Here is an 8,004-nt window from a genome sequence, read left to right as displayed (position 1 = left end):
TCCAGCCGGCAAACCCGTTGCCGGCTGGATGGCTAAGCTGGATGAGAGCCGCGTCAGTAAGCTTTTGAGCGAGTGAAGCCACTTGCTTCACGAAGCGGAAGAGTGTCTTCTGCACAACTTCACTCTCCCGCTTCAGTACATGATTCTGACGACTTATCCCGCCGTCTTCTGCGGATTCAATTGAGCCGTAGTCACCGCATCCGACGTCTGTACGACCGGCGAACGAAACGTCGTGACCATGCCCACGACGCGCTTGCCCGCGACCTCATCGAACGCCTGTACGATGAAGGCGTTTCGACGGTGTACGTTGGGGCGTTAACGGACGTACTCGACACACACTGGTCAGTGGAGACGAACGCGAAGACGCACAACTTCTGGGCGTTCCGAGCGTTCGTGAACCGACTGACGTGTACCGCGGAAGAATACGGCATCACGGTTGAGGTTCGATCAGAAGCGTGGACAACTCAGACGTGTCCGAACTGTGGTTCGACAGGGGATACGACCCGTCACCGTGACACGTTGACGTGTCCGTGTGGGTTCGAGGGGCACGCTGACCTCGTTGCGTCAGAGACGTTCCTTCGGCGGCAGACGACAGTAACACGGTCGATGGCACGGCCTGTATGCCTCAAGTGGGACAACCACGACTGGTTGGAGTCACCACGCTCTCTCCGTCCCAACGAGGAGCATACGAACCCGCAAGTTGCCTCCGTGGGTCGGTAAGCGATACCCCCAGCGCGAGGAAACCTCGCCGTGAACGGCGAGGAGGATGTCATAGCGGACACAGAGGTGTAGAGTCCCCTCGAGATGGCCAAGTTCAACGCGGAATCGAGTGAGCGCAGCGAGCGTGTCGACGACGAGACCACAGCTATCACAGGCGTGGTGATCTCGGTCGTCGGAGTCGGCCCGGACTTGGACGGCGCAGTCGACGCAGATCGGATGCGAAACCCGTTCATCTTTCCCCCAGGTGAAAGCGACGCCACGCTCCGACCAGGGAAGCGCATCGCAGAACGCACATCCCGAAAGCGTCTGCTGCATTACGACGTCTCCTCGTCGGCATCACGGCCGGCCGTCCACCCACGATGGAAGACAGCTAGCTGTCGAATCGAGTGGAACACTTCGCCACTCGGTTCGTGAACGAGGACTCGCTGCTCGGCGACCGCCGTCACGACACCGTCGTCGACGAGGTCACTGACGAGCTGTCGCGCCATCGTCTCGTCGACGTCCGCCGTCGCCACCCGGGCTGCATCCCGGTCCTGTGAGAGGAGTTCGGTTTCGAGCCGTTCATAATCGGCTGCCGTATCATCGAATGCGTCTGGACCAGTCATGTGAATTCACGCTCTGGCACGCTCGTAGGCGCGCCTCGCGCCTTTTGGCGTCGACAAACTCGACCCTGACTGGACCGTAGTGACACGAAGGTAGCACCCCAATCGTCAAATCCGGAGATACCGATACCTTACATAATGGAGAATTCTCGGACCCCGATCAACTCCAGTGAGGAAGCCGCGCTCGATCATCTCGAGCAGTACGTCGACAGCGCGGGGACTGACGAGATTCTCACGCGAGAGGACGCCGTCGCTCATCTCATGGACCAGGGTATCGAACGTGCCGACGCACGAGCACACATCGAGCAGCTGCTGCTGAAGGGCTATCTCTACGAAGTCGATGACGAACTGCGGCTGCCATCACGACCCTGACGAGAGCAGAGGTCTCCCAGTATCCGAGATCGCTTATCGACAGTAACGTGGTCGCTTGGCGAACTTAGCTCGGAGCGGGAAGCTGAGAGGTCTATCGTTATAGTTGCACGGCGCGTATCAATGCACCACTAGTTACGATGCCAGCGGATTCGAATAGGAGTGTCGTGCGATGGTTCCACGAACCGGGGGCCGAAGACATCGGCGTAGCTGGGGGCAAGGGTGCGAATCTGGCCGCGCTAGCTCGGGCTGGTCTCCCTGTCCCGCGGGGGTTCATCGTCACCACCGCTGCGTACCGGGAGTTCGTCGATTCACCACAGAGTCAGGACGCACTCAGTCAATTGGACGCACTCGACTCGGCCGACACCGACGCACTCACCGCGACCGCAGCCGACCTGCGATCGCTCCTTGAGAACCGCGAATTCGACGCGTCCGTCGAAGCGGTGATCACCAACGCAATCACATCGTTCGAGAGCGACGGCTCTTTCGCCGTCCGGTCGAGTGCCACGGCCGAGGATCTCCCGAGCGCGTCGTTTGCCGGTCAGCACGAGACGTTCCTTGGCGTGGCAGGTGAGGACGTCCTCGACCGCGTCCGTGATTGCATGGCCAGTCTCTTCACTGACCGGGCGGTCGCCTACCGAGCGCGCAACGGTATTGCCCACGCCGACGTGGAGATGGCCGTCGTCGTCCAGCCGATGGTCGATGCGACAGCCGCCGGCGTTCTCTTCACCGCGGACCCCGCGTCCGGAAACCGACACGTCGCATTGGTCGACGCGAGTTTCGGGCTCGGCGAGAGCATCGTCGCCGGCGACGTCACACCGGACCACGCGCTCGTGGACACCCGGACCGACGAGGTCGTAGAGTACACGGTCGGCACCAAGGCGTTCGCCCGTGAGCTTCAGAGGGACGGTACCGCTGAAGACGGGACACAGGAGATCGAACCTGAGAAGACGCAAACCGCCGAAAGGAGCGAAATCAACAGAGTTGAACTCTCGCCGGACCGACGGGAGGCACGTGTGCTCACCGACGACCAGCTCCGCACTCTCGTCGGACTCGGCGAGCGGGCTGAAACACTGCTCGGCGCGCCACAGGACGTCGAGTGGGCGCTCGTCGACGGCCAGTTCGTTCTCTTGCAGTCCCGCCCCATCACGTCGCTGTTCCCCCTCCCGACTCCGTCGCCCGACGATGACCGGCTTCACGTCTACATCAGTATGGGCCACATGCAGGCGATGCCGGAGGCGATGCCGCCGCTCGTCCGTGACGTCTGGCGGACCTACACCGGTAACGCGCTCTCCGCCGCCGGACTCGACGCCTCTATCGGTAACCCGACGGTCGAGGCCGGGGGACGGGTCTATATCGACGTCACCCCGTTCCTGCGGGATGCCGATACGCAGTCGTGGCTGATCGAACGAATCGCTGCTGTAAACGAACCCATCTCGGCTGGGCTCGACGAGATCGTGTCGCGACGACCCGAGGAGTTCGAATCCCGCGGCGTCACCGTCCGCGCGCTCCCGGGCTACGTCGCGACGGCCGGGCGAGTGGCCCGACTTATCGGTCCGGCGATCCCCCGCATCGTTTGGAATATCCTCGGTGCGCTGGCCGGCCGCGGGCCCACTCCCAATGACGCGTCCTGGGGGCGACTGGGCGACCTGTTCGTCGGAGAGGTCACGAACGGCCCGACCCCCGAAGCCCGGGCGCGTGCCGTGTTCGACGGCATCGACTTCAGGCGCTTTCTCCGGGAGGTCTACCCGCAAATCAGCCCCTTGTTCCTCGCATTCGCACTCGGCGGCTGGCTCACGCGAACGTTCCCCGACCATTCCGAGGACGTGAACGCGGTCGGCCGGGGATTCGAACGCGACGTCGTCACCCGCATCAACCTCGGCCTTGGCGACCTCGCCGACGTCGCCCGCGACCATCCCGAAGTCGTCGCGGCCCTCCGAGACGGTGCCTCCCTCGCGGAACTCGAGATCGTGGAGGGCAGCGATGTCTTCATCGAGGCGTTTGAGGAATTCCTCGACGAGTTCGGGCATCGGAGCACCGGAGAGATCGATCTCAGCAGGCCGCGCTGGCGTGAGGACCCGTCGATGCTCCTCGCCGTCGTTCGCGCGAACCTCGCTGACGAGGCGGCGGGCGACCACCGCGAACGTATCCAAAGGCTCGAAGACGAAGCCGAGGCGGCCGCTGCGCGTCTCGAGGCAAGCGTCGACGGCGGTTTGCTCGGGCCGTTTCGCCGCCGCTACGTCCGCTGGCTTATCCGTACGTACCGCGATACGGTCTATCTCCGGGAGTACCCCAAACAGGAGGCCGCCCGGGCGTTCACCGCGTGGCGAACGGCGCTATTGGACGCCAGAGAGCTGCTCGTCGCCGAAGGGCGACTCAACGACCCGGACGACGTCTGGTATCTCCGCAGGGACGAACTGGTCGACGCGCTCGATGGCGAGGACGTCGACGTTGACATCGCTACCCGTCGCCAGAAACACGCACGAAACGCCGACGTGGACGCCCCACCTGTGTTGACGAGCGAAGGGGAAGCCGTTCGTGCCCAGATGGCATCTGAAACAGCCCCTGAGGGAGCATTAGTCGGGACTGGCGTCTCGTCGGGCGTCGTCGAGGGGGTGGCCCGCATCATCCGCGACCCGAAGACCGCGACGGTCGAACGCGGCGAGATACTTGTGGCGCCCTCCACTGATCCCGGGTGGACACCGCTGTTTTTGAACGCCGCCGGGCTGGTTTCCGAAGTCGGTGGCGCCGTCAGTCACGGCGCGCTCGTCGCCCGGGAGTACGGCCTGCCCGCCGTCGTCTCCGTTCCCGAGGCGACGAAGCGGATTCGAACCGGGCAACGCATCCGCATTGATGGAAGTAGTGGCACAGTCGAACTGCTCGACACACAGCCGGCGGCCGGCGACGAGACGCACGTCAAGCAACCTGGGATTGATGCGAGTGGGGTCGAGTAAGTTTCGATCACCGCTTTTTTCTGATCGAACGTATCCAGCTACCGTCCGTTACAGCCAGACCACTGCCGCTGTGACGGTGAGGAGTCCAAGCGCGATCCACGACTTCGTGATCCAGAACCGTCGCCCAACCCGCCGACACAACTGTCGAAGTTGATCTCGAAGGGCTGCACGGCGTTCCACGTTCAGGACGTTGACCTCGTCGTAGTAGTCGCGCCGATCGGCAGGCAGCCTCCGGAGTATCGTCTGGCACTCGCTACAGGTGTACTCGAACTCCGCCCGGACGTGTTGCCGACGGAACTCTCGCTCACCCCCTTCATCGAAGATCGTCACCTCGTACACCAGTAGTTTCGAGACGAAGCGGCGTGCTCCGCACTCCGGACACCGATCCATCTCGAGCGTTGGTGTCCCGTTGTCGCTGCTCTCTTCGTCTAGCCATCCGGACTGTGATCGAGATTGCTCACCGTTGTTTCGTGGATTCGTCTGGGTCTCTGAAGGCGATGCTGTCGCGGACTCGGAGTCACTGAACGTGGACATGGAAGTACTCACTGACTGCACTCAGCCGCCACCGGCACCCACAGCAAGACGGGATTCGTCGTGGTGGCTCGCTATGCTGAGTGCCGCCACCCTTCGCCGGCGAGATAAACTCTCAGAGCTGTCATAGAATCGCCCCCAAGGAATTGATTGCACCCCGACCTTCAGCGGATTAGTTGTTAATTAGCGTGCGCATATCTGTCACGGGCCGAGCCGGGGTTCGTTCAAAATAGGCGAGGCAGGTAACAGGGAAGCGGGAATCTCTGTGAGTGCAGGTGCGGTCACGGTACGCCTCGCATGTCTCGAAGAGCGTTGGTTTCGTGAGTCGGATCGAATCCTTCTGCCTCAGGACTCCAGAAGCTCTTTCAGGTTACTGAGTACCATTTCCCAGTTCCCCTCGGAGTGATCCCGTGCTTTCTCGGTGTCGTTGTTGTCCTGAGTGAGGGTGAGTTCGGTTCCGTCGTCCATCTCGGCCAACTTCCACGTCACCGTGTGATAGTTCTCGGGGATGTCGGACGTGCCGGAGAGTGGCGACCAGTGGGTGTATTCGAGCACTCGTTCGGGCTCGAACCGCTGGATTTCCCCTTTGTCCTCGTACGTCTCGCCCTCCCACTCCCCTCGGAAAACGATTGGGCTTCCGACTTCCCAATCGGTTTGGACAGTCGAGCCGAAGAAGTACTGCTTGATCGTCTGCGGGTTCGTGAGCGCGTCCCAGACAGTCTTGGGTGCAGCATCGATCGTCGTCGATGCGGTCGCAGTGAAGGTTTCACTCATGCTACCACTTCCAGTCACACAGTAATATAGACGAGCGTGTCATAGAAAGCCTCCTAGCGGAGGAGGATGTCAAACCCGCCGCATCGCGAGGAAAGCGACGGTACCAATTGCACTCACACTCGCTACAAGCGGGAATGCCGCACCCATGCCGAACCGCTCGGCGACGACGCCAAATAACAGCGGTCCCACCGCTCCGCCGAGTGATCCAGCTGTGAGCATCACGCCGAAGAGGCTTCCGCTGAATGACCGCTCGGAATACTCCGAGGTGATCGCGTTCATCGTTGGCAACGCCGCCCACATCACAATACCAAGCAAAAAGAACCAGCCGAACAGTGCGATCGGGATCGGTGGAACAAGTGCCGTTGCGCCCAATGCAATCGTCGAAATCGCCATCGCTACGAAGCCGAGTGTCCGCCGATCAACGGTATCTGCGAGAGCGCCTGTACCGAGTGAGGAGGCACCTGCGCCAACGAGCATCGCAAAGAAGATGCCGTTGGCGACGGTGGTGGTCAGTCCCACGTGTTCGACGAGGTAGGAAGTGATGAACGTACGAACTGCACCGAGTTCGGTCGCAATGGCGAGATTGGCGAGAAACAACACCGCGACCCAGCGCTCAAGTGGGACCGAGATGAGCGCGGTAGGATTCGACCAGTGACTCCCCGAGTTATCTTTCGTCCTCTCAGAGACCTTATTCGTATCGGCTCCCCCGTCGGGTTCGATCGCAGGCGTGTTCTCTGTGGGATTGATGTCGTGGAACAGAGTGAGGAATATGAGCGCGTAGGCGACACCAACGGCTGCGCTGACCATGAGAGCAAGTCGCCAGTCAACAAGCGCCGCAAGGCCGCCGACAAGTGCGGGGGCGAGAGCGGTTCCGACGACACCGCCGAGACCATGGATTCCCATGGCTTTTCCCTCAGTATCACCGCTTTCCAAGTCACTGATCAGTGACATTCCTGCTGGGTGGTAAGTGCTGCCGCCGACGCCAGCGATGATTTCGGCGACAATGAGCGTCCAGTAGTCCTGCGCTGTTGCTGCAATGAGGATGCCTAAAGATAGCATGACCATCCCTGCGGCAAGGAGCCATCGCTGGCCGATCCGATCTGCAAGGACGCCTGCGGGCAACTGGAAGATCGAGTATGTGGCGAAAAAGACTGTGAGCAATACGCCCGCCTCACCGTAGGAAATTGCAAAGTCGTTTACCAACAACGGCAGAATCGGCGGGAGTGCGACGCTATAGAACTCGTTAACCGCGTGGGCGACCGTGATGAGCCACACCTCACGAGGATTCGAAACAGAGAACATCCTCTGGCGGAGTGAGCGCAACACACGTTTAGTCCTCTCCTCTCCCCAATGAGAATTGCGTTTGCGGAAACGAGGACATTGCTTCCCCAACCTACCATTTGACCATCAAGAGATCTTGATCCTCAGTTCATGTCTATCGGGCTGTCACGGTACGCGCCTCATACTTTTGTCCCTACACTTCGATGCGTATTCGTATGCTTGAAGAGACTCAGGAGCGAGCGAGGGAGCGTGCTCAGTACCAAGTAGATAGAGCGAAAGACGAAGTTGGGAGACAAATGTTCGATGTTGTTGAGGGATATTTTCCAGAGCAGACGAAAGCACGACGTCGAGAGGATCGTATACAGATGTTCGTTGTTGGTGTGGCTGTCGGTATACTCTTTCGCCATTTCTTCAACCGATAATCTGCCGCAATTTCTTCTTTGAGTATTACTGTAACGGACGAGGGTGTCATAGAACTCTTGTCACACCGTGATGATTGTGCTTCCCGGATTGTCTCCGCATTCGTAGTTGGTGATTGCGATGACGAGACGAAAGCACAGCGCGAGGAACACCTGCGCTCGTGCATGAACGCGGCCTCGGGCGAACGCACGCCCGAGGCCGCAGTCCTTGACTGATTCATTGGTTCGTTCAACCCCACTCCGCCGGTTGTACGTCTCGTCTAGCGTCGATTGCTTCAGCTGGACGTCCTCGCTGTGTTTTTCGATGCGGTCTTCGACCCTGTACTCGATGTCTTTCGGGTCGTCAGTGTTTCG

The 8,004-nt window shown here is 60.6% G+C and carries 9 protein-coding genes and 1 pseudogene; 3 read left to right on the top strand and 7 right to left on the bottom strand.

Translation table 11 applies throughout. The annotated features are described in order from the left end of the window. Positions 1 to 136: pseudogene (locus tag ACR3FF_RS24260) on the bottom strand (IS5/IS1182 family transposase); the annotation flags it as partial. Here ACR3FF_RS24260 and ACR3FF_RS24255 point away from each other — a divergent pair. After that, entirely contained in the window at positions 73 to 720 is a 648-nt protein-coding gene (locus ACR3FF_RS24255; protein ID WP_458190696.1) for a zinc ribbon domain-containing protein, read from the top strand. The pseudogene ACR3FF_RS24260 and the gene ACR3FF_RS24255 sit on opposite strands and share 64 nt — an antisense overlap. Here the strand turns inward: ACR3FF_RS24255 and ACR3FF_RS24250 are convergent. Continuing rightward, the gene (locus ACR3FF_RS24250) at positions 655 to 1,035 is read right to left on the bottom strand and encodes a DUF7558 family protein (protein ID WP_458190695.1); all 381 of its coding nucleotides are present in this window, start codon (positions 1,033 to 1,035) and stop codon (positions 655 to 657) included. The two genes, ACR3FF_RS24255 and ACR3FF_RS24250, sit on opposite strands and share 66 nt — an antisense overlap. Then, the gene (locus ACR3FF_RS24245) at positions 1,035 to 1,325 is read right to left on the bottom strand and encodes a DUF8069 family protein (RefSeq protein WP_458190693.1); all 291 of its coding nucleotides are present in this window, start codon (positions 1,323 to 1,325) and stop codon (positions 1,035 to 1,037) included. Before ACR3FF_RS24245 ends, ACR3FF_RS24250 begins: the two co-directional genes overlap by 1 nt. Before the next feature lie 135 nt (positions 1,326 to 1,460). On the opposite strand from ACR3FF_RS24245, the gene ACR3FF_RS24240 reads away from it, so the two are divergent. Then, positions 1,461 to 1,694: a hypothetical protein gene (locus ACR3FF_RS24240; RefSeq protein ID WP_458190691.1), complete on the top strand. Its 234-nt coding sequence runs from the start codon at positions 1,461 to 1,463 to the stop codon at positions 1,692 to 1,694. A gap of 137 nt (positions 1,695 to 1,831) precedes the next feature. After that, entirely contained in the window at positions 1,832 to 4,645 is a 2,814-nt protein-coding gene (locus ACR3FF_RS24235; RefSeq protein WP_458190690.1) for a PEP/pyruvate-binding domain-containing protein, read from the top strand. A 48-nt stretch (positions 4,646 to 4,693) separates the two neighbouring features. On the opposite strand, the gene ACR3FF_RS24230 is transcribed toward ACR3FF_RS24235, so the two are convergent. The 4 genes from ACR3FF_RS24230 to ACR3FF_RS24215 all read right to left on the bottom strand — a co-directional run. Continuing rightward, the gene (locus ACR3FF_RS24230) at positions 4,694 to 5,179 is read right to left on the bottom strand and encodes a hypothetical protein (RefSeq protein ID WP_458190689.1); all 486 of its coding nucleotides are present in this window, start codon (positions 5,177 to 5,179) and stop codon (positions 4,694 to 4,696) included. 342 nt (positions 5,180 to 5,521) lie between these two features. Then, the gene (locus ACR3FF_RS24225; protein WP_458190687.1) at positions 5,522 to 5,950 is read right to left on the bottom strand and encodes an SRPBCC domain-containing protein; all 429 of its coding nucleotides are present in this window, start codon (positions 5,948 to 5,950) and stop codon (positions 5,522 to 5,524) included. A 69-nt stretch (positions 5,951 to 6,019) separates the two neighbouring features. After that, on the bottom strand, positions 6,020 to 7,252 hold the full coding sequence (locus tag ACR3FF_RS24220; RefSeq protein WP_458190686.1) for an MFS transporter: 1,233 nt from the start codon (positions 7,250 to 7,252) through the stop codon (positions 6,020 to 6,022). A gap of 461 nt (positions 7,253 to 7,713) precedes the next feature. Next, on the bottom strand, positions 7,714 to 8,004 hold a 291-nt coding region (locus ACR3FF_RS24215; RefSeq protein WP_458190685.1), incomplete at its 5' end, for a transposase.

It is taken from the genome of Haladaptatus ordinarius (genome assembly GCF_054177595.1).
The sequence above is the reverse complement of the archived record's forward strand: the minus strand, read 5'-3'. Positions and strand labels throughout refer to the sequence as shown.

Excerpts from the sequence above, each read along its gene's own strand:
- ACR3FF_RS24250 (WP_458190695.1), bottom strand. The coding sequence starts at position 1,035 with ATGCAGCAGACGCTTTCGGGATGTGCGTTCTGCGATGCGCTTCCCTGG.
- ACR3FF_RS24245 (WP_458190693.1), bottom strand. The coding sequence starts at position 1,325 with ATGACTGGTCCAGACGCATTCGATGATACGGCAGCCGATTATGAACGG.
- ACR3FF_RS24240 (WP_458190691.1), top strand. The coding sequence starts at position 1,461 with ATGGAGAATTCTCGGACCCCGATCAACTCCAGTGAGGAAGCCGCGCTC.
- ACR3FF_RS24235 (WP_458190690.1), top strand. The coding sequence starts at position 1,832 with ATGCCAGCGGATTCGAATAGGAGTGTCGTGCGATGGTTCCACGAACCG.
- ACR3FF_RS24230 (WP_458190689.1), bottom strand. The coding sequence starts at position 5,179 with ATGTCCACGTTCAGTGACTCCGAGTCCGCGACAGCATCGCCTTCAGAG.
- ACR3FF_RS24225 (WP_458190687.1), bottom strand. The coding sequence starts at position 5,950 with ATGAGTGAAACCTTCACTGCGACCGCATCGACGACGATCGATGCTGCA.
- ACR3FF_RS24220 (WP_458190686.1), bottom strand. The coding sequence starts at position 7,252 with ATGTTCTCTGTTTCGAATCCTCGTGAGGTGTGGCTCATCACGGTCGCC.